Raw genomic sequence first — 23373 nt, 5'->3', positions numbered from 1 at the left:
CCGAAGGTCCGCGGCTATCTGGTTCATATCCCCGGTCTTTCAGTCTTGCAATCCCGGTGGGACTGGGCCCATCATTGAAGCCAAGCGTTTTGTGGGGGGCCTGCCGTGGCCGCGGACGATCACGATTTCATACGGCGGCGCTTGCTGCGTGCCCTCCTGTGCACCTCCGGTGCCCTGGTGGTCTCCCCTTGGTGGGGTTGGGCCCGGGCGGGAACCGGTACCCGGGTGGAGGCGCTGCGTTCCTCGGCCAACGGGGAGGTGATGCGCCTGGTGTTCGATCTCTCGGGGCCGGTGGAGCATGCCCTGTTCACCCTCAGTGACCCCGACCGGGTGGTGATCGACCTGCGCGATGCGCGCCTCACCGGCGACCTGGATCTGAAGAGCAGCGGCGATGGCCTGCTGGAGCGCATCCGCCATGCCCCGCGCAACGGGGACGACCTGCGCGTGGTGCTGGATCTGAGCCGCCCCGCCCATCCCCGCAGCTTCCTCCTGCGCCCCGCCAAGGGCAGCGGCCATCGTCTGGTCATCGACCTGCGGCGCGACGGGGAGGGCGGACAGGAGGCGCCGGCCGTGGGCGAATCCGTGCCCCGTTCCCGGGACGTGATCGTGGCCATCGACGCCGGGCATGGCGGCAAGGATCCCGGGGCCATCGGTCCGGGGGGCACCTATGAGAAGGACGTGGTGCTGGCCATCGCCCGGCGCCTGGAGGCCCTGGTGGCGGCGGAGCCGGGGATGAAGCCCGTGATGACCCGCACCGGGGATTACTTCCTGCCCCTGCGGGAGCGCATCCGCACGGCGCGGGCGCGGCATGCCGACGTCTTCCTCTCCATCCATGCCGACGCCGTGCCGCAACGCAGCGTGCGTGGTTCCTCTGTATATATGCTCTCGCAGCGGGGGGCCTCCAGCGAGGCGGCCCGCTTCCTGGCGCAGCGGGAGAACGCGGTGGATGCCCGCCTGGGGGCCGTGCCCATCAGCGACAAGGACGACGTCCTGGCCTCGGTGCTGCTGGATCTCTCCCAGACCGCCACCCTGGAGGCCAGCAACACCCTGGCGGAAGAACTCCTGGGACAGCTGGCAAGGGTGGGGCACGTGCACCGCTCCACGGTGGAGCGGGCGGGGTTCGCCGTGCTCAAGGCCCCGGATGTCCCGTCCGTGCTGGTGGAGACGGCCTTCATCTCCAATCCCCAGGAGGAACGCCGGCTGCGCACCGAGGATTTTCAGCGCAATATGGCCCGGGCCCTGCTGGCAGGGCTGCGGGACTACTTCAGCGTGCACGCCCCGCCGGGGACGCTGCTGGCCGAGGCCGGGGAGGACCAGCACGTGATCCGCAGGGGCGAGACCCTCTCCGCTATCGCCGAACGCTATCAGGTGCCCATCAGCCACCTGCGCCGCCACAACAACCTGGACGGGGACCTGATCCGGGTGGGGCAGGTGCTGGAGATCCCCCGCCACGGCGGCTGACCCCCTCCACGGTTCCACTGGGCGGCGGTCGTGTCTCCCGGCCCGCTTGCGCTATCCTTCGCCCTCGCCCCCCGCGAAGGCCCGTCATGTCCATCCGTGAACTGCCCCCCCAGCTGATCAACCAGATCGCCGCCGGCGAGGTGGTGGAGCGGCCGGCGTCGGTGGTCAAGGAGCTGCTGGAGAACAGCCTGGACGCCGGTGCCGGGCAGATCCGGGTGGATGTGGAGCAGGGGGGCATGCGCCGTATCCGCGTGCGCGACGATGGCCGCGGCATCCCCCGGGACGAACTGGCCCTGGCCCTGCGCCGCCACGCCACCAGCAAGATCGCGGACCTGGCGGACCTGGAACGGGTGGCCAGCCTGGGGTTCCGGGGCGAGGCCCTGCCCAGCATTGCCTCCGTGTCCCGGCTCACCCTCACCTCGGCGGTGGCCGGCGCCCACAGCGGCTGGACCCTGCGGGGGGACGGGGGCGACCGTTTCGAGGACCCTGAGCCCGCGCCCCATCCCGTGGGCACCACCGTGGACGTGCGCGATCTCTTCTACAACGTCCCGGCGCGGCGCAAATTCCTGCGCACGGAGCGTACGGAGTACGGCCATCTGGAGGAGGTGATCCGGCGCATCGCCCTGTCCCGCCCGGGCCTGGGGCTGGAACTGGTGCACAACGGCCGCAGCGGGCTGCGCCTGCCACCGGCCACGGAGGCTGCGGCGCGGGATCAGCGGGTGGCGCGCATCTGCGGCGAGCCCTTCATCCAGCAATCGGTCTTTTTGGAACAGGAGGGGGCCGGACTGCGGCTCTGGGGCTGGATGGGTCTGCCCACCTTCTCCCGCAGCCAGCCGGACCTGCAGTATTTCGGCGTCAACGGGCGCATGGTGCGCGACCGCCTGGTGACCCACGCCGTGCGCCAGGCCTACCGGGACGTGCTCCAGCACGGCCGCCACCCGGCCTATGTCCTGTTCCTGGAACTGGACCCGGCCCTGGTGGACGTGAACGCCCATCCTGCCAAGCACGAGGTGCGCTTTCGCGACGCCCGCCTGGTGCACGACTTCCTCTTCCGCAGCCTGCACCGGGCCCTGGCCGAACTGCGACCCGGGGCCGTGCCCGCCCCTGCCGCTCCCTCTGGCGAAGCCGCATCCGGGGGCGAGGGCGGTCCCGGGGAGCAGCAGGCACCCCTTGAGGCGGGCCACCGGCCCACCGCCGCGGCCCCGCAGATGCCGACCCGAGGCCCCGGGGAACGGGACCCGGGAGGCACCCAGGGGCGGCTGGGTCTGCCCGTGGCCGAGGCCATGGCCGCCTACCAGCGTCTGCATGCCGAGGCCCCGACACAGCCGCAGGCCACCGCGGGGACGGCGCAGCAGGAGGCACCGGAGGACCCCCCGCTGGGGTTCGCCCTGGGGCAGTTGCACGGGGTCTATATCCTGGCCCAGAACCGGGACGGCCTGGTGCTGGTGGACATGCACGCCGCCCACGAGCGCATCACCTACGAGCGCCTCAAGCGGGCCTGGAAGGAGGAAGGGATCCGCGCCCAGCCGCTGCTGCTGCCCGAGACCCTGGAGGTGAGCCGGGCGGAGGCAGATCTGGCCGAGGCACGGCGGGAGACCTTCCAGCGGCTGGGTCTGGAACTGGACCGGGCCGGGCCGGAGCGGCTGCGGCTGCGGGCCGTGCCCGCCCTGCTGGCCCAGGGGGACACCGCCGCCCTGGTGCGGGACGTCCTCACCGACCTGAAGGCCCAGGGGAGTTCCAGTCGTGTGGAGGAGCGTATCCACGCCTTGCTGGGCACCATGGCCTGCCATGGCTCGGTGCGCGCCCACCGCAGCCTGACCCTGCCGGAGATGAACGCCCTGCTGCGGGACATGGAGGCCACGGAACGCAGCGGCCAGTGCAACCACGGCCGCCCCACCTGGACGCTGCTGTCCATGGACGCGCTGGACCGGCTCTTCCAGCGCGGGCGCTGAAGCCCATCCCGAATCCCTTTGCTGATTCCCACAACGCCATGCACCTATCCCCCTTGCCCGTCGTCTTCCTCATGGGCCCCACCGCCACGGGCAAGACGGAACTGGCCCTGGCCCTGGCCCGGGAACTGCCCTGCGAGATCATCAGTGTGGACTCGGCCATGGTCTACCGCGACATGGACGTGGGCACCGCCAAGCCGTCCCCGGAGATCCTGGGGGCGGTGCCCCACCACCTGGTGGACATCCTGGATCCCGCCCAGAGCTATTCCGCGGCCCGTTTCCGCGAGGACGCCCTGGGGCTCGTGGACGCCATCCACGCCCGTGGCCGTCTGCCCCTGCTGGTGGGGGGGACCATGCTCTATTTCCGCGCCCTGGAGTTCGGTCTGGACCCCCTGCCGCAGGCGGATCCGGCCGTGCGCCGGGAGATCGAGGCCCTGGCGGCCCGCTCCGGCTGGGCGGCGGTACACCGGGAGCTGGCGCGGCTGGATCCGGCCGCGGCGGCGCGCATCCACCCCAACGATCCCCAGCGCCTGCAACGGGCCCTGGAGGTCTGCCGCGTCAGCGGCCGTCCCCTGTCGGCGCAGCAGGGCGGTGCGCCGCAGCCGGGGTTGCCCCATCGGGTGCTGCGCCTGGCCCTGATGCCCGGGGATCGGGGACCGCTGCGGGCCCGCATCGCCCGCCGCTTCGAGGCGATGCTGGACCGGGGGCTGGTGGAGGAGGTGCGGGCCCTGCACCGGCGCGGCGACCTGTCGCCGGCGCTGCCCGCCATCCGCGCCGTGGGCTACCGCCAGGTCTGGTCCTATCTGGAAGGGGAACTGGACCATGACACCATGGTCACAAAGGCCGTGACCGCCACGCGCCAACTGGCCAAGCGGCAGATGACCTGGCTGCGGCGTTATCCCGGGATCGTCCCCCTGGATCCGGAGGGGCTGGATCCGGAATCGGTGCTGGCCCGGGTGCGCCGCCACGCGGACCCGATGGGCCCCGGGGGCCTATGCTAGAATCCGCGTAAACGGCGATCCGGTCCCACGTGGGTACGGGGCCGGACCACAATAACGAGACACGACCCGGAGCACCCCATGTCAAAAGGGCAGACCCTACAAGAACCCTTTCTCAACACCCTGCGCAAGGAGCGCATCCCGGTCTCCATCTACCTGGTGAACGGCATCAAGCTCCAGGGACAGATCGATTCCTTCGACCAGTTCGTCGTCCTGCTCAAGAACAGCGTGAGCCAGATGGTCTACAAGCACGCCATCTCCACCATCGTCCCGTCCCGCCCCGTGAAGCTCTCCATGGGGGAGGACGGCCACGCAGAGGACGCATCCTGATCCCCGACGCCCCGCGGCCGCGGATGCGGCCCGGGTCATCCCCTGCCGGAGGTTGAAACCCCGCCTTGTTTGACCGACCCCGCCGCGGCGAGAAGGCCGTTCTCGTCCATCTGGATCTCCCCGAACGGGAGGAGGCCGCAGAGGACTGCGACGAATTCCTGGAGCTGGTGCGTTCCGCAGGCGCCGAGCCGGTGGCCCTGATCACCGGTAGCCGCAGGACCCCCGATCCGCGATACTTCATCGGCAGCGGCAAGGCCGGGGAGGTGCGTGACCGGGTACGGGAGGAAGAGGCCGAGGTGGCCATCTTCAACCACGCCCTCTCCCCCAGTCAGGAGCGCAACCTGGAGCAGCTTTTGCAATGCCGGGTGCTGGACCGGGTGGGCTTGATCCTGGATATCTTCGCCCAGCGCGCCCGTTCCCACGAAGGCAAGCTGCAGGTGGAGCTGGCCCAGCTGCGCCACATGTCCACCCGCCTGGTGCGGGGCTGGACCCACCTGGAGCGCCAGAAGGGGGGCATCGGCCTGCGCGGCCCCGGCGAGACCCAGCTGGAGACGGACCGGCGCCTCCTGGGGGGGCGCATCAAGCAGATCAGCCGCCGCCTGGAGAAGGTGGAACACCAGCGCGAGCAGGGTCGCCAGGGCCGGCGCCGGGCGGAGGTGCCCACCGTCTCCCTGGTGGGCTACACCAACGCCGGCAAGTCCACCCTGTTCAATCGCCTCACCCGGGCGGAGGTCTACGCTGCCGACCAGCTCTTCGCCACCCTGGACCCCACCCTGCGGCGCGTGGAATTACCCTCGCAGCAGGCGGTGGTGTTGGCGGATACGGTGGGTTTTGTGCGCCATCTCCCCCACGACCTGGTGGCCGCCTTCAAGGCCACCCTCACCGAGACCCGGGAGGCCGCACTGCTGCTGCATGTGGTGGATGCCCACGACCCGCGCCGGGATCTCTACATGGAACAGGTGAACCGGGTCCTGGAGGAGATCGGCGCCCGGGACGTGCCCCAGATCCTGGTGTTCAACAAGGTGGACCTGATCCCCGGGGCCGCCCCGCGGGTGGAGCCCGGAGCCTTTGGCGAGCCGGACCGGGTGTGGCTGTCGGCGGCCACCGGCGAGGGGGTGGAGGCCTTGCGGGAGCGCCTGGCGGAGCGTTTTGCCGGCGCCATGGTCAGCGGCTGGCTGGAACTGCCCCCCGGGGGCGGACGGGAGCGGGCGCATTTGTTCGACATGGACGCGGTGCAGGAGGAACAGACCCTGGAGAGTGGCGGCTGGCGCCTGCGCGTGGTCCTGCCGCGGCGGCGCCTGGACGAACTTTTTCGGGGGGCAGGGTTCACACCGAAACTGTCCGAAGACTAGAATGACCGGCTTGTGTGGCCGGGAATTCGGCCGCGAGGCCGCCTCACCCCACACGCATGATCGCGTTTTCGACGGAGTCAGCACATGCCCTGGAACGAACCGGGTAACGGCAACAAGGATCCCTGGAGCGGCGGTAACCGCGGCGGCAACCAGGGCCCCCCCGATCTCGAAGAACTCCTCAGGAAGTGGTCGGCTCGGTTTAAGAACCTATTCGGGGATGGCGGGGGCGGCGGCATGGGCCGCGGCGCCCAGGCGGGGATCAGCCTGGCCGCCCTCCTCGCCCTGGTGATCTGGCTGGCCTCGGGTTTCTTCATCGTCAGCGAGGGGGAACGGGGCGTGGTGCTGCGCTTTGGCGCCTTCACCTCCGTGGCCATGCCCGGACCCAACTGGCACTGGCCCTATCCCGTGGAGACGGTAGAGATCGTGGATGTGGGCACCATCCGTTCCATCGAGCACAGCGCCCTCATGCTCACCAGCGACGAAAACATCATCGACGTGGATGTGGCCGTGCAGTACCGCGTCAGCGATCCGGTGGACTTCCTGCTCAATGTGCGCCATCCCGACACCACCGTGCGCCAGGTGATGGAATCCACCATTCGCGAACGCATCGGCAAGAACCGCATGGAGTACATCCTCGGCGAGGGCCGGGCCCAGGTGGCCAGCACCGCCCAGACCGCCATCCAGGAGGCCCTGGACACCTACGGCCTGGGTGTGGCCGTCACCGCGGTGAGCATGCAGCAGGCGCAGCCGCCGGAGCCGGTGCAGGAGGCCTTCGCCGATGCCATCCGCGCCCGCGAGGATGAGGTGCGCTTCCGCAACGAGGCCCAGGCCTACGCCAACCGCGTGGTGCCCGAGGCCCGGGGCCAGGCGGCCCGCCGCATCCAGGAGGCCGAGGCCTATCGGGAAGAGGTCGTGTCCCAGGCTCGGGGGGATGCCTCCCGCTTCAGCCAGCTCCTGGCGGAGTACGAGCGTGCCCCGGAGGTAACCCGGGAGCGCCTCTACATCGAAACCGCCGAAGAGGTCCTGGGTTCCACGCGTAAGGTCTTCCTGGACGTGAAGGACGGCAACAACCTCATGCTCCTGCCGCTGGATCAGCTGCTCACAGGGCAGGGGGGCGATGCGGAGACGGACTCCGGTAACAGGCCCCGAGGCGTGAATTCCACACCCATGCCGCTGCCCAACCCGGGCACGCGTCCGGATCCCCGTTCCCGGGAGGTGCGTTGATGTTGAGGATCGCCGCTGCCGCCGTCGTCGTCGTCCTGCTGGTGCTGCTGTCCTCCACCTATACGGTGGACGAGCGCGAACGGGTCATCGTCTTCAGTCTCGGGGAGATCAAGCAGGTGGACCCGGAGCCGGGACTGCACTTCAAGTTCCCACTGGTGAACAACGTGCGCACCTATGACGATCGCGTGCTCACCCTGGACATCCCCCCGGACCGCTTCCTCACCAGCGAGGCCAAGAATGTCATCGTGGATTTCTACGCCAAGTGGCGTATCGAGGACGTGGCCCAGTTCTTCCGTGCCACCCGGGGGGATGAACGGGTGGCCGAACAACGCATGGCCCAGATCCTGCGGGATGCCATGCGCAACGAGTTCGCCAAATACACCTTAAACAAGGTGATTTCCGGTGAGCGCCTCACCATCATGGGGGCGGTGCGCCAGCAGGCCCTGGATGCCGCCGACGATCTGGGTATCAGCCTGGTGGACGTGAGCATCCGGCGCATGGAGCTGCCCACCGAGGTGAGCGAGTCGGTGTTCGAGCGCATGCGCGCCGAGCGCCAGCGCATCGCCCAGGAGTTCCGTGCCCGGGGCCGCGAGGAGGCCGAGCGCATCCGTGCCCGGGCCGACCGCGAGAGTACCATCCTCTTGGCCGAGGCCTACCGCGAGGCCCAGGAGATCCGCGGGGAGGGGGATGCCCAGGCGGCGGCCGCCTATGCCGATGCCTATAAGCAGGATCCGGCCTTCTTCAGCTTCTATCGCAGCCTGCTGGCCTATCGCAACAGCATGTCCGGAAAGGACAACGTCTACGTGCTGGAGCCGGATTCCGAGTTCTTCCGCTACTTCCAGGGCGGCGGCGCCCCGGTCTTGAACGGGGGTGAGTGACCCCGGGAGGGCAGGCCTTGGACTGGTCCGATCTGCTCACGGCCCTCGCCCTGCTCATGGTGATCGAGGGCCTGCTGCCCTCCATTCACCCCGGCGGCCTGCGCCGGGCCTTCCTGCAGGCGGCGCAGTTGCCCGATGGGGTGCTGCGCGGGGTCGGGTTGTTCACCCTGCTGGCCGGCGCCCTGCTGCTCTGGTGGGTGCGCGGCTGAGGCGAACGGCCCCCGCCGTACATGGGGCCCGCCGCCGGCCCGATCCTTTGCCCATCGACACGACGCCTTGACATGACCGACACCAATCGCTGGTTGCTTCCCGAGGGGATCGAGGAGGCCCTGCCGCCGCTGGCGGAACGCCTGGAGACCCTGCGCCGGGAACTGCTCGATCTCTATCACGCCTGGGGGTACGAGCTGATCATCCCCCCCCTGGTGGAATACCTGGAGTCCCTGCTCACCGGGACGGGGCATGGCCTGGATCTGCAGACCTTCAAGCTCACCGATCAATTGAACGGGCGGCTCATGGGGGTGCGGGCGGACATGACCCCCCAGGCGGCCCGCATCGACGCCCACTGCCTGCAGCGGGAGGTGCCCACGCGGTTGTGCTACGTGGGCACCGTGCTGCACACCCGCCCCGACGGTTTCGCCGGGACCCGCAGCCCGCTGCAGGTGGGGGCGGAGTTGTACGGTCATTTTGGCATGGAGAGCGATCTGGAGATCCTGCGCCTGATGCTGCGCACCCTGGAGGTCTGTGGCGTGGAATCCCCCCTGCTGGATCTGGGGCATGTGGGCATCTTCCGCCAGCTGGCGGAAGATGCCGGCCTGGACCGGCAGCAGGAGTCGGACCTGTTCGATATGCTGCAGCGCAAGGCCGTGCCGGAGATCCATGCCTGCCTGGAGGCCCTGGACCTGCCGGCCCGCAGCCGCGGACACCTGGCCGCCCTGGCGGAGCTCAACGGCGACGAGAACACCCTGGCCCAGGCCCGGGACCGCCTGGCCGGTGCCGGTGCCGGGGTCTTCACCGCCCTGGAGGCCCTGGAGGAGATGGCCGCGCGGCTGCGCGCCGCCCATCCCGGGGTGGCGCTGCACTTCGACCTGGCGGAGCTGCGGGGGTATCACTACCACACCGGGCTGGTCTTCGCCGCCTTCCTGCCGGGCAACGGCCAGGAGGTGGCCCGGGGCGGGCGCTACGACGATATCGGCCGGGTCTTCGGCCGGGCGCGCCCGGCCACCGGCTTCAGCACCGATCTCAAGACCCTGGTGCGCCTGTCCCGCTGCCCCGAGAACCCGGCCCCGGCGGCCATCTTCGCGCCAGCGGACCCCGATCCGGGGCTGGAGGCGGCGGTGGAGGACCTGCGCCGCCGGGGCGAGCGGGTCATCCGGGGGCTCTCGGGTCAGACCGGGGATGCCGCGGCCATGGGCTGCGACCGGGTCCTGGTGAAAACAGACAATCATTGGACAGTGGTGGACGCTTGAAATGAGCAGATTTGTAGTGGTCCTGGGCAGTCAGTGGGGCGATGAAGGCAAGGGCAAGGTCGTGGACCTGCTCACGGAGAAGGCCGCGGCGGTGGTCCGCTTCCAGGGGGGGCACAATGCCGGGCACACCCTGGTGATCGACGGCCGCAAGACCGTACTGCACCTGATCCCCTCGGGCATCCTGCGCGAGGGCGTGCAGTGCCTCATCGGCAACGGCGTGGTGCTGTCGCCGGAGGCCCTCATCAAGGAGATGGCCATGCTGGAGGACAACGGTGTGCCGGTGCGGGAACGCCTGCGCCTGTCGGAGTCCTGCCAGCTCATCCTGCCCTATCACGTCACCCTGGATCAGGCCCGGGAGAAGGCCCGCGGGGCCTCCGCCATCGGCACCACGGGGCGGGGCATCGGCCCGGCCTACGAGGACAAGGTGGCCCGCCGCGGCCTGCGCCTGGGGGACCTGTTCCACCGCGAGCGCTTCGCCGCCAAGCTGGGGGAGGTGCTGGATTACCACAACTTCGTGCTCAAGCACTACTTCAAGGCGGAGACCCTGGACTTCCAGGCGGTGCTGGACCATGCCCTGGAGGTGGGGGAGCGGCTGGCGCCGATGGTGATGGACGTGCCCGCCCGCCTGCAGCAGCTGCGCCGGGAAGGGGCCTCGGTGATGTTCGAGGGGGCCCAGGGGACCCTGCTGGACGTGGACCACGGTACCTATCCCTTTGTCACCTCCTCCAACACCACCGCCGGCGGGGTGTGCACCGGCAGCGGGGTGGGGCCCCTGGACCTGGACTATGTGCTGGGCATCACCAAGGCCTACACCACGCGGGTGGGATCCGGGCCCTTCCCCACGGAGCTGTTCGATGCCATGGGCGAGCACCTGGCGCAGAAGGGGCACGAGTTCGGTTCCACCACGGGCCGTCCCCGGCGCTGCGGCTGGTTCGACGCCGTGGCCCTGCGGCGGGCGGTGACCATCAACAGCCTCAGCGGGCTGTGCATCACCAAGCTGGACGTACTGGATGGCCTGGACACGGTGCGCCTGTGTGTCGGCTATCGCTGCGACGGCACAGTGAGTGCCGAGCCCCCGGCCGGGGCCGATGCCTTCGCCGAATGCGAGCCGGTATACGAGGACCTGCCGGGGTGGCGGGAATCCACCGCCGGGCTCACCGATCTGGAGGACCTGCCGGCCAATGCCCGGGCCTACCTCAAGCGCATCGAGGAGGTGGCGGGGGTGCCGGTGGACATGATCTCCACCGGTCCGGATCGGGACCAGACCATCCTGCAGCGGCACCCCTTCCATTGAGAAGCGCGGTAAGGGCCGCAAGGAACCCGGGCCGGGGCCGCGTGCCCCGGCGTCCGGGGGAGGGCATGGGCCGCCCCGCGGGGACGCGCCTGCCGATCCCCGCAGTGCGGTGCGGCCTGTCCCGTGGCGCGGGGCGGCCCTCGGCGCCGTTTTTCCAAGGCGTCATGGGGCCGCGGCTGCGCTGGTGTGGGATTTACCGGGGAAAGGGCGTAGAATCCCGCCCCTTGAACGAGAAAAGGCCCGCTGAGCGGGCCTTTTCAAAAGAAGATTGGTGCCGAGGAGAGGACTTGAACCTCCACGGGGTCTCCCCCACTAATACCTGAAACTAGCGCGTCTACCAATTCCGCCACCTCGGCAGAGGTGCGGGCTTTTTTGTTGCCCGCGTCTCAAGTGAGCGCAAACTTTACAGTCATCCGGGGTCTGTGTCAACGCCCCGCCACAAAAAATTATTCGGCGATTCCATGTCACGAAAGAAGAAGACCATCCAAGACCCTCATTTCGACCGCGAGGCCAAGAAATACGAACGCCCCATCCCCAGCCGGGAACTGATCCTCAAGGTGATCCAGGAGGCCGATGGCCCGGTGTCCTTCGAAACCCTCTCCGGTCTGCTGGACCTGCACGAGGATACGGATCTGGAGGCCCTGCAGCGGCGCCTGCGGGCCATGGAACGGGACGGGCAGCTGGTGTGCAACCGGGCCGGCGGCTGGCTGCCGGTGAACCAGTCGGACCTGGTGCGGGGGCGGGTCACGGCCCATCCCGACGGCTTCGGGTTCCTCATCCCCGACGAGGGCGGGGATGACCTGTTCCTCTCCCCCCGGCAGATGCGAGCCCTGATGCACGGCGACCGGGCCGTGGCCCGGGTGGTGGGCATCGACCGCCGCGGACGCCGCGAGGGGGCCGTGATCGAGGTCCTGGAGCGCAACACGGAGCAGGTGGTGGGCCGCCTCAGCATCGAGGGGGGCATCGGCTTCGTGGACCCGGACAACAAGCGCCTGCCCATGGACGTGCTCATCCCGCCGGAATGGCTGGGCGGGGCCGAGGCGGGGCAGATCGTGGTGGTGGCGATCCGCGAGCAGCCCACCAAGCGCACCCGTCCCATCGGTCAGATCGTGGAGGTGCTGGGGCAGCACATGGCCCCCGGCATGGAGGTGGACATCGCCGTGCGCGCCCACGGGCTGCCCTTCGAGTGGCCCGAAGAGGCCCTGGAGGCGGCGCAGCACTTCGGCGAAGAGGTGCCGGAATCGGCCAAGAAGGACCGTCTGGACCTGCGCGAAATGCCCCTGGTGACCATCGACGGGGAGGACTCCCGGGATTTTGACGATGCCGTCTACTGCGAATCCCTGGGGCGGCGCGGCTACAAGCTGTGGGTGGCCATCGCCGATGTCTCCCATTACGTGCATCCCGGGGACCCCCTGGACCAGGAGGCCTACCGCCGCGGTACCTCGGTCTATTTCCCGGACCGGGTCATCCCCATGCTGCCCGAGGCCCTGTCCAATGGCCTGTGCTCCCTGAACCCGGACGTGGATCGGTTGTGCATGGTCTGCGAGATGACCGTCAACTCCCGCGGCCGCATCACCGAGTTCCAGTTCCACGAGGCGGTGATGCGCTCCCATGCGCGGCTCACCTATACCCAGGTGGCGCGCATCCTCCTGGATCGGGACGAGGAGACACGAGAGGCGTTCGCGTCGGTGGTGCCGCATCTGGAGGACCTGTACGGGCTCTACAAACTGCTGCGCAAGGCCCGGGAGCGCCGCGGCACCATCGACTTCGAGACCACCGAGACCCGCATCGTCTTCGGCGAGGACCGCAAGATCGAGCGCATCGTCCCCTACGAGCGCAACGATGCCCACAAGATCATCGAGGAGTGCATGATCGCCGCCAACGTGGCCACGGCCCGCTTCATGCGCCGCCACCGCATGGCCACCCTGTACCGGGTGCACGAAGGCCCCAAGGCGGAGAAGCTGGCGGACCTGCGGGAGTTTCTCGGTGAGCTGGGGCTCTCCCTGGGCGGGGGTGACGAACCGGAGCCGGGGGATTTCGCCGCCCTGCTGGAGGCGGTGAAGGACCGTCCCGACGGCCACCTGGTGCAGACCGCCCTGCTGCGTTCCCTGTCCCAGGCGGTGTACAGCCCCGAGCGCCTGGGCCATTTCGGTCTCGCCCACGACGACTACCTGCACTTTACCTCCCCCATCCGCCGCTATCCCGACCTGCTGGTGCACCGGGGTATCCGCCACGTGCTGCGCGGCGGCAAGCCGCGGGAGTTCGACTACACCCAGTCGGACATGGCGTCCCTGGGGGAGCACTGCTCCATGGCCGAGCGCCGCGCCGACGAGGCCTCCTGGGACGTGGAGGCCTGGCTCAAGTGCGAGTACATGCAGGACCGGGTGGGGGAGACCTTCGATGCCGTGGTGAAGACGGTCACCTCCTTTGGCCTGTTCGTGGAGCTCAAGGACATCTACGTGGAGGGCCTGCTGCACGTCACCAGCCTGTCCAACGACTACTACCACTTCGACCCCGTGGCCCACTGCCTTAAAGGGGAGCGCAGCGGCCGGGTCTACCGCATGGGCGATCCCATCCGTGTGCGCCTGGCGGCGGTGAACCTGGACGATCGCAAGATCGATTTCGTGCCCGAGACCACGGAGGAGGGGGACCGGGAGACCGGTGACGGGGGACGGTCCCGCAACAAGGGCGGCTCTTCGCGGCGCAAGCCCCGGAATCAGCCCCGTGACACCGCCAAGAAGGAGGACTCCGCCCCCGCCGCAGAGACCCCGGACAAGCCCCGCAGCAAGCGCCGCCGTCCCCGGCGCAAGGACAGCTGAGCCGTGGCCGCAGGGGACAAGGTCTTCGGCCTGCACGCCGTGGAGGCCCTGTTGCGCCGGGACCCGGGGCGGGTGAAGGCCCTGGAGGTGCAGCAGGGCCGGGACGACCCGCGCATGGCGGCGCTGCTGGACCGGGCGCAGGCGGCCGCGCTCCCGGTGCGGCGGGTGCCCCGGGGGGATCTGGACCGGGCCTGCGGCGGCGGCCGCCATCAGGGGGTGCTGGCGCGGGTGGCCGCCGCCCGGGCGGTGGAGGAGCGGGACCTGCCGGACCGGGTGATGCAGGCCGGGCAGGAGGCCCTGCTGCTGGTGCTGGACGGGGTCACCGATCCCCACAACCTGGGGGCCTGTCTGCGCACCGCCGACGCCGCCGGGGCCAGCGCCGTGATCGCCCCCCGGGACCGGGCCGCCGGCCTCACGGCGGTGGCGCGCAAGGTGGCCTGCGGCGCCGCCGAGAGCGTGCCCTTCGTGCAGGTGACCAACCTGGCCCGCAGCCTGGACCTGCTCAAGGACCTGGGGGTGTGGGTGGTGGGCACGGAGGGCGAGGCCCAGGACAGCCTCTACGCAGCCGATCTCACCGGCCCCGTGGCCCTGGTGCTGGGGGCCGAGGGGCGGGGCATGCGCCAGCTCACCGCCCGACACTGCGATGCCCGGGTGCACCTGCCCATGCAGGGGCAGGTGGAGAGCCTGAACGTGTCCGTGGCGGCGGGGGTCTGTCTCTACGAGGCGGTGCGCCAGCGCCTCAGCCGAAGGGCGACCGCCCCCGGGGCCTGAACACCAGCAGCAGGAACATCCCGGCGACGAATCCGGTGACGTGGGCCAGGAAGGCCACGCCGGGCTGGTCCGGCGGGGTGAACAGGGCCTGCAGCAGCTGCAGCACGAACCAGAACAGCAGTACGAAGGCCGCCGGCAGCCGGGCGGGGTAGAGGATCAGCCCCAGGGGGATGAGGAAGGTCACCCGCGCCGCCGGGTGCAGCAGCAGATAGGCCCCCAGCACGCCGGAGATGGCCCCGCTGGCGCCGATCATGGGCACCTCCGAACCCGGGGCCAGCAGGCCGTGGCCCAGGGCGGCGGCGGCCCCGCAGAGCAGGTAGAAGAGCACAAAGCGCACATGCCCCAGGGCGTCCTCCACGTTGTCGGCGAACACCCACAAAAAGAGCAGGTTGCCGATGAGATGCAACAGGCCGCCGTGGAGGAACTGGCTGGTGAAGGGCGTCAGCCAGGGCGGCACCAGTTGCACCCCGGGGGGGAGCTGTGCCCCCTCCAGGACCACCGCGGGGATGAATCCCAGGCCATATATGGCCCGGGCCGCCCCCTCCTGGCCCAGGGAGACCTGCCAGAAGAAGGCCACTACGCACAGGACCAGGATCGCCCAGGAGACCAGGGGCGCTCGCTCGGTGGGGTTCTCGTCGGAGAGGGGGATCATGGGCTGTTTCCTTCCGCAAGCGGATGGGATCGGCGCCGGGGCATGCCCCCGGTGCGGGTCGATTGATCGTAGCGCAACGACGGGTTAAGATTCCGCCTTTTTCCGGGCCAAGCGCCCGGCCTGCCGTCCTTGCCTCACCGGATGCCCCGGGAGGCTGTTACCCGAAAGGAAAGCCGCATGCGTCACTACGAGATCGTCTTCATGGTCCACCCGGACCAGAGTGAACAGGTGTCCGCCATGATGGAACGCTACCGGGGGATCGTCGAATCCGCCGAGGGTGAGGTCCATCGCCTGGAGGACTGGGGTCGCCGCCAGCTGGCCTACCCCATCCAGAAGCTGCACAAGGCCCACTACGTCCTCATGAACGTGGAGTGCCCCGAGAGCGCCCTGGAGGAACTGGTGAGCGCCTTCCGTTTCAACGATGCCGTGATCCGTCACATGGTCATGCGCATGGACCGGGCCTTCACCGAAGCTTCTCCCCTGGCCAAGAACCGGGACGAGGAAGAAGGCGAGTCCTCCGGCGAGAACGCCGCCTGAACCACCCCGTTCACCCCCTGATTCCGAGGTAGAAAGACCATGGCCCGTTTCTTCCGCCGCCGCAAGTATTGCCGCTTCACCGCCGAGGGTGTCGAGTTCATCGACTACAAGGACCTCAATACCCTCAAGAACTACGTGACCGAGACCGGCAAGATCGTCCCCAGCCGCATCACGGGCACCAGCGCCCGCTACCAGCGCCAGCTGGCCACCGCCATCAAGCGCGCCCGCTACCTGGCCCTGCTGCCCTACTGCGATAACCACTGATCCCGTCGCCCCGGGCGGCTGATCCCATGCGCAGACTGGCGGGGTTCATCATGCAGGGCCGGCTGCGGGCCGTGACCGCCACCGCCGGCTTCGGCGCGGGCGGTCTGCTGCTGCCCCCGGTGGCCCTGTTGGGCAGTTCCGCCGTCGCCCTGGTGACCCTGAGACTGGGGGCCGCCCAGGGGCTGGCGGTGACGGGCCTTGCCGCCGTGGTCATCGCCGTCATGACCTGGGCCGCCGGGTTTGGCCCGGCGGCAGGGGCGGCCACCGCCCTGGTGCAGTGGCTCCCGGCCGTGGCCGCGGCGCAGGTGTTGCGGGCCAGGGTGTCCTGGTCCGCCACCCTGCTCGCCGCGGTGCTCATGGGGGCCGGCGCGGTGCTGCTGCTGGAGCTGCTGGCACCGGGCATCGACCGCCTCTGGCTGGCGGTGCTGCAGCAGGCCGCCGGGCCGCTGTTGGAGCAGTCCGGCATGGACCCCGCCGCCCGGGAGGCATTCTTCCGTCAGGCGGCCGCCCTCATGAACGGCATGGTGGCCGCGGTGTCGGTGCTGGCCCTGATCCTGGGGCTGATGCTGGCGCGTCACTGGCAGTCGCAGCTGTACAACCCCGGCGGGTTCCGCCGGGAGTTTCACGCCCTGCGCCTGGGGCCGGGGCCGGCCGCTGTCCTCGCCGTGCTCATGGCCCTGGCCTGGGGCACGGGGGCCACCCTCTGGTTCGAGCTGGCCCTGGTGTGCCTGGCGGCGTTCTTCGTGCATGGGCTGGCCCTGCTCCACGGCCTCCATGCCCGCCTGGGGCTGCACCGCCTGTGGCTGGTGGCCGTGTACGTGCTCCTGTTCCTGGCCCTGCCCCAGGTGATGGTCATGCTGGCCACCCTGGGCGTCGTGGACAGCCTTCTGGACCTGCGGGGCCGCCTCCCGGAACGGGCGCGGCCCGATGATACCTGATGCCCCGATGCGCTCGGGCCACATCGTTGTTTCTTGATTGAGGTAGAGATCGATGGAAGTCATTCTTCTGGAAAAGGTGGAAAACCTGGGCAATCTGGGTGACAAGGTGCGGGTGCGTCCCGGCTATGCACGCAACTACCTGCTGCCCCAGGGCAAGGCCAAGTTCGCCACCGAGGCGAACCTCGCCGAGTTCGAGGCCCGGCGCGCCGAGCTGGAGAAGGCCGCCGCCGAGGCCCTGGCCGCCGCCGAGGCGCGCCGCGAGAAGCTGGAGGCCATGACGGTCACCGTCACCGCCAAGGCCGGCGGCGAAGGCAAGCTCTTCGGTTCCGTGGGCACGGCGGACATCGCCGATGCCGTCAAGTCCATGGGTGTGGAGCTGGAGAAGCGCGAAGTGCGCCTGCCCGAGGGTCCCCTGCGCCAGACCGGCGAGTTCGAGGTGGACCTGCAGCTGCACACGGACGTGAAGGCCACCCTGAAGGTGGTGGTGGCCGCCGAGGGCTGAGCCGCCCACGGGCGTGCCTTCCCCGGCCGGCGGTTCCCCCTTGCCGGCCGGGACCGACGGAGCGGGTCCTTGCGGACCCGCCCCTTCCCCCACCGGGATCAGGTCCATGTCCGATACGCCGACCGCCCCCCGCGGGCAAGACACCGACGCCCTCAAGATCCCGCCCCATTCCATCGAGGCCGAGCAGGCGGTGCTGGGCGGTCTCATGCTGGAGAACAGCGCCTGGGATCGGGTCTCCGACCGGGTGGCCGAGGTGGATTTCTACCGCTACGACCACCGCCTCATCTTCCGCACCATCGCCGAGCTGGCAGGGCGCAACGCCCCGTTTGATCTGGTCACCATCTCCGAGCGCCTGGAGGCCCGCGGCGAGCTGGAGGATGCCGGTGGCCTGGCCTACCTGGGCCTGCTCGCCCGGGATACCCCCAGCGCCGCCAACATCACCGCCTACGCCGATATCGTGCGCGAGCGTTCCGTGCTGCGCCAGCTCATCAGCGTGGGCACGGGCATCGCCGACAGCGCCTTCCAGAACGAGGGCCGCGACAGCGAAGACCTGCTCAACGAGGCCGAGCAGCGGGTGTTCGAGATCGCCGAGCAGAGCAAGCGCTCCCGCCAGGGCTTTCGCGGCATGCGCAACCTGCTCAAGGCCACCGTGGAGCACATCGAGATGCTCTTCGAGCGGGACAGCCCCATCACCGGGATGCCCACCGGCTACGACGAGTTCGATGAGCTCACCTCCGGCCTCCAGCCCGGGGACCTGGTGATCCTCGCCGCCCGCCCCTCCATGGGCAAGACCACCCTGGCCATGAACATGGCCGAGTATGCCGCCCTCAAGCAACAGTACCCCGTGGCCATCTTCAGCATGGAGATGCCCGGCGAGCAGCTGACCATGCGTCTGCTGTCCTCCCTGGGGCGCATCAACCAGCAGCGCCTGCGCACCGGCCGGCTGCAGGATGATGACTGGCCCCGCTTCTCCAGCGCCGTGTCCATGCTCTCCGAGGCCCAGCTCTACATCGACGACAGCCCGGCCCTCTCCCCCAATGACCTGCGTGCCCGCTCCCGCCGCCTCATGCGCGAGCACAAGCAGCTGGGGTTGATCGTGGTGGACTACCTGCAGCTCATGCAGATCCCCGGCAGCGCGGAGAACCGCACCACGGAGATCTCCGAGATCTCCCGCGGCCTCAAGGCCCTGGCCAAGGAGATGAATGTCCCGGTGATCGCCCTGTCCCAGCTCAACCGCGGCCTGGAACAGCGCCCCAACAAGCGGCCGGTGATGTCGGACCTGCGTGAATGTGTCACCGGGGATACCCGGGTGGTCCTGGCCGATGGGCGTTGGGTGCCCATCCGTGACCTGGAGGGGTATGCGCCAACGGTGATGGCCATGGATGAACAGGGTCGTCTGGTGGAGACCCGTTCCGACAAGGTCTGGCGTGTGGGCACGCGGCCGGTGTATCGCCTGCAACTGGCCAGTGGACGCTCCATCCGGGCCACCGCTGACCACCGTCTCTACGCCTGGGGGGGGTGGAAGACCCTCGCCGAACTCAAACCCGGGGATCGCCTGGCCCTGGCGCGCCGTCTTCCCGAGCCCCGGGTGGCCGAGGTGTGGGCGGATCACGAGGTGATCCTTTTGGCCCATCTCATGGGGGATGGGAGTTACCTCAAGGGACAGCCGCTGCGCTATACCACGGCATCACCGGAGAACAGCGAGGTGGTGACCCGCTGCGCCCGGGAGGGATTCGGGGTGCAGGTCCATCGGCATGAAGGTCGTGGACGATGGCATCAGCTGGTGTTCAGCGGGAACGGCAATCGGTGGCATCCGGAAGGGATCAATCTCTGGCTCCGGAACCTGGGCGTATTTGGACAACGGTCCTACGAGAAGCGGGTTCCCGAAGCCCTGTTCCAACTGTCCAACCAGCAGATCGCTATGTTCCTGCGCCATCTCTGGGCCACCGATGGCACCTTGTCCGCCCGCAAACCCGAGCAACGGGGCAGCCATGGCATCCATCTGAGCACCAACAGCCGCGGTCTGGCGGAGGATGTGGCGGCCCTGTTGATGCGCCTGGGGATCATCGCCCGCATCCAGTCCATCCAAAGTGGTGTCCACCGCCCCACCTATCTGGTCTGGATCACCGGCGCGCAACAACAGCTGCGATTCCTGGACCAGGTGGGGGCCTTTGGTCCGCGCGTGCCTCAGGCCGAGACCCTGAGGGCCTGCCTGCAGGGGGTGAAGGCGAATACCAACACCGATACCCTGCCACAGGAGGTCTTCCAGGAGGTGCGGGCGGCCATGGCGGACGGGGGCATCTCCCACCGCGCCATGGCGCGCATGCGGGGGACCACCTATGGGGGCAGTGCCCATTTCCGTTTCGCTCCCTCGCGGGAGACCATTCGGGGGTATGGTGAGTTGCTCAACAATGAAGCCCTCCGGCAGCACGCCAGCAGTGATCGCTTCTGGGATCGGGTGGTCTCCATCGAGCCCGACGGCGAGGAGGCGGTCTATGACCTGACGGTGCCGGGACCGGCCTGCTGGCTGGCGGACGGCATCGTCAGTCACAACTCGGGGGCGATCGAGCAGGATGCAGACGTGATCGTGTTCATCTATCGCGATGAGGTCTACAACGAGGACAGCCCCGACAAGGGCACGGCGGAGATCATCATCGCCAAGCAGCGTAACGGTCCCATCGGCACCCTGCGCCTCACCTTCCTGGGGCAGTACACCCGCTTTGAGAACTACGTGCCGGAGGTGTATTCCGGCGGGGACTACGAGGCGTGAAACGGGCCGCCACGGCCCGCCTGCGCCCGGCGGCCCTGGTGCACAACCTGGGCATCGCCCGCCGCGCCGCCCCCCGCTCCCGCGTCATGGCGGTGATCAAGGCCGAGGCCTACGGCCACGGCCTGTTGCGGGTGGCGGATGCCCTGGCGCCGCACACCGACGGCTTTGCCGTCTCCTGCCTGGAGGAGGCCTTCGCCCTGCGCAATGCGGGACACGCCCTGCCGCTGCTGGCCCTGCAGGGTTTTCGCGATGGCCATGAACTCGTCCATGCCGCACGCCAGGGGATCGCCGTGGCGGTGCACGACCCCGTGCAGCTGCGGCTGCTGGAGACGACCCCCCTGCCGCGGCCGGTGCGGGTCTGGCTGAAACTGGACAGCGGCATGGGCCGGCTGGGCTTTCCGGCGGAGGATGCCTTCGTGCGGCTGCGGGCCCTGCAAAACTGCGCCAACGTGGCCACATCACCGGTGCTCATGACCCATCTGGCCTGTGCGGACGAGCCGGGGCGGGCGGAGAACGCCGCGCAACTGGCCCGTTTCGAGGCCGCCACCCGTGATCTGCCGGGGGAGCGCAGCCTGGCCAACTCCGCCGCCATCCTGGGACTGCCCCGGGCCCACGGGGACTGGAACCGACCCGGCATCCTGCTCTACGGCGCCTCGCCCATGGCCGACGGCGATGCCCGCCGTCACGGCCTGCAGCCGGTGATGACCCTGCAGGCCCCCCTGGTGGCGGTGCACGACCTGGCCCCGGGGGATGCGGTGGGCTACGGGGCCACCTTCCGCTGCCGCCGGCCCACGCGGGTGGGGGTAGTGGCCATCGGCTATGCCGATGGCTATCCCCGCCATGTCCCCAGCGGGGTGCCGGTGTGCCTGCCCCAGGGCCGGGCGCCGCTCATCGGACGGGTCTCCATGGATCTGATCACCATCGACCTGACGGACCTGCCCGGGGCCGCGGTGGGGGATCCCGTGACCCTCTGGGGGGAGGGGCTGCCGGTGGAGGAGGTGGCCCGGGCCGCCGAGACCATTAGCTACGACCTGCTCTGCGCCGTGGCCGGACGGGTGCGGGTGGAGGAGGTGGCCGGGAATGCGCATTGACAGCCGGGAGCAGTCCCCCATAGATTGATTTTTTTCATTTCGGGGACACATCCGTGGAGGATCTCTTCGACACATGGGGCCGCGATCCCGGCTTCGACACCCTGGCGGTGCGGGCGGGACAGCGGCGGGGTTCGGAACAGGAGCATTCCGACCCCATCTACGCCACCTCCAGCTTCGTCTTCTCCAGCGCCGCCGAGGCGGCCGCCCGCTTCGCCGGTGAGGCGCCGGGGAATATCTACGCCCGCTTCACCAATCCCACGGTGCGCACCTTCCAGGACCGCCTCGCCGCCCTGGAGGGGGGCGAGGCCTGCGTGGCCACCGCCTCGGGCATGGCGGCCATCCTCTCCACCTGTCTGGCCCTGCTGCGGGCGGGGGACCATATCGTCTCCTCCCGCTCCGTGTTCGGTTCCACCACGGCCCTGTTCAGCAACTACCTCACCCGCTTCGGCATCCAGGTGAGCTATGTCCCCCTGGGGGACTTGGCGGCCTGGGAGGCGGCCATGGGGCCCCGCACCCGCATGCTGTTCGCCGAGACCCCGTCCAACCCCCTGGGGGAGGTGGTGGACCTGCAGGCCCTGTCGCGGCTGGCCCGCTCCCGGGACGCCCTCTTGGTGGTGGACAACTGCCTGTGCACCCCGGCCCTGCAGCACCCCCTGGGGCTGGGGGCGGATCTGGTGGTGCACTCGGCCACCAAGTACCTGGACGGGCAGGGCCGCTGCGTGGGCGGGGCCGTGGTGGGGGATGCCGAGCGGGTGGGGAAGGAGGTGTTCGGCTTCCTGCGCACGGCAGGGCCCAGCATGAGTCCGTTCAATGCCTGGGTCTTCCTCAAGGGCCTGGAGACCCTGCCCCTGCGCATGCGGGCCCACAGCGCCGCGGCCCTGGAGCTGGCCCGCTGGCTGGAGGGGCACGGGGCGGTGGAACGGGTGCACTACCCGGGGCTGGAATCCCATCCCGGACACCACCTGGCGGCGGCCCAGCAGTCCGGCTTCGGGGGCATCGTCTCCTTCCGGGTGCGGGGGGGCCGGGAGGCGGCCTGGCGGGTCATCGACGCCACCCGGATGCTCTCCATCACCGCCAACCTGGGGGACACCCGCAGCACCATCACCCACCCGGCCACCACCACCCACGGCCGCCTCACCCCGGAGCAGCGGGCGGAGCAGGGCATCGACGAGGGCCTGCTTCGCGTGGCCGTGGGCCTGGAGGATGCGGCGGATATCCGCGCCGACCTGGGTCGGGGGCTGGATCAGGTGTGAAGCGTGGGGCCTGCGCCGGTGGCTCTGGGGGAGCTTTTCGCGGCGCCGTTGGTCCCGGGCTGCGGCGGCGGATCAAGCAGGGGGATGGGGCTCATGTCACCGGCCAGGTCTCCAGGGCCATGCCTTCGGGGGTGGCCCGCAGCAGCCCGCCGGTCTCGTACCAGTCCGGCAGCACGATGCGCCGGGCGGGGGCCCCGTCCAGGGTCAGGTCGTGCAGGGCGGGGCGGTGGGTGTGGCCGTGGATGAGGATGCGCACGCCGTTGCGCCGCAGGGCCGCCTCCACCGCCCCGGGGTGGACGTCGGTGATGTCCGCGGGCTTGCGCCGGGTGGAGCGGCGGCTGCGGGCGCGCATGGCCTCGGCCTCGGCATGGCGCTCGGCCAGGGGGCGGGCGAGGAAGGCCGCCTGCCATTGCGCATCCCGCACCATGTCCCGGAAGGCCATGTATTCGTGATCATCGGTGCACAGGCTGTCCCCGTGCATGAGCAGCACGGGGGTGCCATAGAGATCGATCACCGTCTCCGTGTCCAGCAGCCGGCAGCGGCTGCGGCGGGCGAAGCCTTCGCCCACCAGGAAGTCCCGGTTGCCGTGGGTGAAGTACACCGGTACGCCGGCCTGAGCCAGGTCGGCCAGGGCGTCGAAGACCGGTTCCAGATGCGGGGCCGGATCGTCATCCCCGATCCAGTATTCGAACAGGTCCCCCAGGATGTACAGGGCGTCCGCCTGCCGCGCCGGCCCGCGCAGGAGGCGTTCGAAGGCGGCGAGGATGGCGGGGCGGTCCGGATCCAGGTGCAGGTCCGAGACGAAGAGTGTGGAACGCACGGTT

Annotated in this window: 21 protein-coding genes and 1 tRNA gene; 19 read left to right on the top strand and 3 right to left on the bottom strand. The window is 69.7% G+C overall.

The features are described from left to right. The first annotated feature begins 105 nt into the window (after positions 1 to 105). From BM214_RS05545 to BM214_RS05500, 10 genes are all read left to right on the top strand, one after another. A complete protein-coding gene (locus BM214_RS05545; RefSeq protein ID WP_244887857.1) occupies positions 106 to 1461 on the top strand; it encodes an N-acetylmuramoyl-L-alanine amidase in 1356 nt (451 codons plus the stop codon). A gap of 86 nt (positions 1462 to 1547) precedes the next feature. Then, complete coding sequence (gene mutL, locus BM214_RS05540) at positions 1548 to 3413, top strand: DNA mismatch repair endonuclease MutL (protein ID WP_090484332.1); 1866 nt, start codon at positions 1548 to 1550, stop codon at positions 3411 to 3413. Between the two features lie 38 nt (positions 3414 to 3451). After that, the gene (miaA, locus tag BM214_RS05535; protein WP_090484330.1) at positions 3452 to 4411 is read left to right on the top strand and encodes a tRNA (adenosine(37)-N6)-dimethylallyltransferase MiaA; all 960 of its coding nucleotides are present in this window, start codon (positions 3452 to 3454) and stop codon (positions 4409 to 4411) included. Between the two features lie 78 nt (positions 4412 to 4489). After that, positions 4490 to 4738, top strand: coding sequence for an RNA chaperone Hfq (hfq, locus tag BM214_RS05530; protein WP_090484328.1), 249 nt, complete (start codon positions 4490 to 4492; stop codon positions 4736 to 4738). Between the two features lie 65 nt (positions 4739 to 4803). Next, a complete protein-coding gene (hflX, locus tag BM214_RS05525; protein WP_090484326.1) occupies positions 4804 to 6090 on the top strand; it encodes a ribosome rescue GTPase HflX in 1287 nt (428 codons plus the stop codon). Between the two features lie 84 nt (positions 6091 to 6174). Beyond that, entirely contained in the window at positions 6175 to 7314 is a 1140-nt protein-coding gene (gene hflK / locus BM214_RS05520; RefSeq protein WP_090484324.1) for an FtsH protease activity modulator HflK, read from the top strand. Next, positions 7314 to 8192 carry a protease modulator HflC gene (gene hflC / locus BM214_RS05515; RefSeq protein ID WP_090484321.1) on the top strand — a complete coding sequence of 293 codons (879 nt, stop codon included), beginning with the start codon at positions 7314 to 7316 and terminating at the stop codon, positions 8190 to 8192. The genes hflK and hflC overlap by 1 nt, the downstream gene beginning before the upstream one ends. Positions 8193 to 8209: 17 nt before the next feature. Then, positions 8210 to 8401 carry a DUF2065 domain-containing protein gene (locus BM214_RS05510; RefSeq protein ID WP_090484479.1) on the top strand — a complete coding sequence of 64 codons (192 nt, stop codon included), beginning with the start codon at positions 8210 to 8212 and terminating at the stop codon, positions 8399 to 8401. 72 nt (positions 8402 to 8473) lie between these two features. After that, positions 8474 to 9658: an ATP phosphoribosyltransferase regulatory subunit gene (locus BM214_RS05505; RefSeq protein WP_090484317.1), complete on the top strand. Its 1185-nt coding sequence runs from the start codon at positions 8474 to 8476 to the stop codon at positions 9656 to 9658. A 1-nt stretch (position 9659) separates the two neighbouring features. Continuing rightward, positions 9660 to 10952 (top strand): adenylosuccinate synthase, encoded by a 1293-nt coding sequence (locus BM214_RS05500; RefSeq protein ID WP_090484315.1) that lies wholly within the window; start codon positions 9660 to 9662, stop codon positions 10950 to 10952. A gap of 269 nt (positions 10953 to 11221) precedes the next feature. On the opposite strand, the gene BM214_RS05495 is transcribed toward BM214_RS05500, so the two are convergent. Continuing rightward, positions 11222 to 11308 (bottom strand) — tRNA-Leu (locus BM214_RS05495). 105 nt (positions 11309 to 11413) lie between these two features. On the opposite strand from BM214_RS05495, the gene rnr reads away from it, so the two are divergent. Then, positions 11414 to 13771: a ribonuclease R gene (gene rnr, locus BM214_RS05490; protein WP_090484314.1), complete on the top strand. Its 2358-nt coding sequence runs from the start codon at positions 11414 to 11416 to the stop codon at positions 13769 to 13771. A 3-nt stretch (positions 13772 to 13774) separates the two neighbouring features. Next, entirely contained in the window at positions 13775 to 14542 is a 768-nt protein-coding gene (gene rlmB / locus BM214_RS05485) for a 23S rRNA (guanosine(2251)-2'-O)-methyltransferase RlmB (RefSeq protein ID WP_090484312.1), read from the top strand. Here the strand turns inward: rlmB and BM214_RS05480 are convergent. Continuing rightward, on the bottom strand, positions 14511 to 15194 hold the full coding sequence (locus BM214_RS05480; protein WP_090484310.1) for a rhomboid family intramembrane serine protease: 684 nt from the start codon (positions 15192 to 15194) through the stop codon (positions 14511 to 14513). The genes rlmB and BM214_RS05480 overlap by 32 nt on opposite strands. Before the next feature lie 177 nt (positions 15195 to 15371). On the opposite strand from BM214_RS05480, the gene rpsF reads away from it, so the two are divergent. From rpsF to BM214_RS05445, 7 genes are all read left to right on the top strand, one after another. Beyond that, entirely contained in the window at positions 15372 to 15731 is a 360-nt protein-coding gene (rpsF, locus tag BM214_RS05475; RefSeq protein ID WP_090484308.1) for a 30S ribosomal protein S6, read from the top strand. A gap of 39 nt (positions 15732 to 15770) precedes the next feature. Beyond that, entirely contained in the window at positions 15771 to 15995 is a 225-nt protein-coding gene (gene rpsR / locus BM214_RS05470; protein WP_090484306.1) for a 30S ribosomal protein S18, read from the top strand. A 26-nt stretch (positions 15996 to 16021) separates the two neighbouring features. Beyond that, a complete protein-coding gene (locus BM214_RS05465; protein WP_090484304.1) occupies positions 16022 to 16933 on the top strand; it encodes a YybS family protein in 912 nt (303 codons plus the stop codon). Between the two features lie 52 nt (positions 16934 to 16985). Continuing rightward, on the top strand, positions 16986 to 17435 hold the full coding sequence (gene rplI, locus BM214_RS05460; protein ID WP_090484302.1) for a 50S ribosomal protein L9: 450 nt from the start codon (positions 16986 to 16988) through the stop codon (positions 17433 to 17435). A 106-nt stretch (positions 17436 to 17541) separates the two neighbouring features. Next, on the top strand, positions 17542 to 20205 hold the full coding sequence (locus BM214_RS05455) for a replicative DNA helicase (RefSeq protein WP_090484300.1): 2664 nt from the start codon (positions 17542 to 17544) through the stop codon (positions 20203 to 20205). Beyond that, positions 20202 to 21296, top strand: coding sequence for an alanine racemase (gene alr, locus BM214_RS05450; protein ID WP_090484298.1), 1095 nt, complete (start codon positions 20202 to 20204; stop codon positions 21294 to 21296). The genes BM214_RS05455 and alr overlap by 4 nt, the downstream gene beginning before the upstream one ends. 53 nt (positions 21297 to 21349) lie before the next feature. Further along, positions 21350 to 22549, top strand: coding sequence for an O-succinylhomoserine sulfhydrylase (locus BM214_RS05445; RefSeq protein WP_090484296.1), 1200 nt, complete (start codon positions 21350 to 21352; stop codon positions 22547 to 22549). A gap of 91 nt (positions 22550 to 22640) precedes the next feature. Here the strand turns inward: BM214_RS05445 and BM214_RS05440 are convergent, their stop codons facing one another. Beyond that, a complete protein-coding gene (locus tag BM214_RS05440; protein ID WP_090484294.1) occupies positions 22641 to 23369 on the bottom strand; it encodes a UDP-2,3-diacylglucosamine diphosphatase in 729 nt (242 codons plus the stop codon). Between the last annotated feature and the right edge of the window lie 4 nt (positions 23370 to 23373).

This window comes from Ectothiorhodospira mobilis (assembly GCF_900114895.1).
GTDB classification, from domain to species: Bacteria; Pseudomonadota; Gammaproteobacteria; order Ectothiorhodospirales; family Ectothiorhodospiraceae; genus Ectothiorhodospira; species Ectothiorhodospira mobilis_A.
Note: the sequence above shows the minus strand (reverse complement) of the source record. Positions and strands in the feature narration are given on the sequence as shown.